We start from the raw sequence: 1,096 nt of genomic DNA on the forward strand, positions 1-1,096 counted from the left end.
GTCCCCGTCCCCGTACGACACCACCCCCTTCCGCGCCGGTGACGTCGCGGACTCCTGGCGGGACGCCACCGTGCAGCTGCTGCCGGTGCGACCGCACGACACCGATGCGAGGGACTTCCGATGACCGTCCACCACGACCAGCAGACCACCGGCCCAGACACGGGCCCCGGCACGTGGACAGGGCCCCCGGACCCTGCGCCGGCCGGGCAGGCCGGGCCGGCCGGTGCCCCCGGCCGGCCCTTCCCGCAGCGGCTGTGGCGCGGCCGGCCCGAGGATCCCCGCTGGGTCCGCCCGGCCTTCCTCGCCCTGCTGCTGGCGACGGCCGCGCTCTACCTCTGCAACCTGAGCGCCTCCGGTTACGCCAACTCCTTCTACTCCGCGGCCGTTCAGGCGGGCAGCCAGTCCTGGAAGGCGTTCTTCTTCGGCTCGCTGGACGCGGCGAACGCCATCACCGTCGACAAGCCCCCGGCAGCGCTGTGGCCGATGGCCCTGTCCGTGCGGCTCTTCGGCCTCAGCTCCTGGGCGATCCTCGCGCCCGAGGTCCTCATGGGCGTCGGCACGGTGGCCGTCGTCTACGCGGCCGTGCGCCGCCGGTTCAGCCCCGCGGCGGGCCTGATCGCGGGCACCGTGCTGGCGCTCACCCCCGTCGCGGCGCTGATGTTCCGCTTCAACAACCCCGACGCGATGCTGGCGCTGCTGATGGCGGCGGCCTGCTGGTTCGTCATCCGCGCCCTGGAGGACGGCCGTACGAAGTGGCTGCTGTGGGCCGGTGCCGCGATCGGCTTTGCCTTCCTCGCGAAGACGCTCCAGGCCTTCCTGATCCTGCCGCCGCTCGCCCTCGTCCACGGCGTGTGCGCCCCGGTGACGGTGAGGAAGCGGATCGGCCAACTCGCCGCGGGGCTCGCCGCGATCGTCGTCTGCGGCGGCTGGTGGGTCGCGATCGTCGAACTCTGGCCCGCGTCCTCCCGTCCGTACATCGGCGGCTCGCAGAACAACAGCTTCCTCGAACTGACCTTCGGCTACAACGGCCTGGGCCGCCTCAACGGCGACGAGACCGGCAGTGGCGGCGGTGGCGGCGGTGGCGGCGGTGGGAACG

Annotated in this window: 1 protein-coding gene; it reads left to right on the forward strand. The window is 73.3% G+C overall.

From position 1 onward, the window contains the following. Window positions 1-120 precede the first annotated feature (120 nt). A partial coding sequence (locus tag C1J00_RS43495; protein ID WP_146046422.1) for an ArnT family glycosyltransferase occupies window positions 121-1,096 on the forward strand: 976 nt, incomplete at its 3' end.

Origin of the sequence: Streptomyces cahuitamycinicus (assembly GCF_002891435.1) — a bacterium.
GTDB lineage: Bacteria > Actinomycetota > Actinomycetes > Streptomycetales > Streptomycetaceae > Streptomyces > Streptomyces cahuitamycinicus.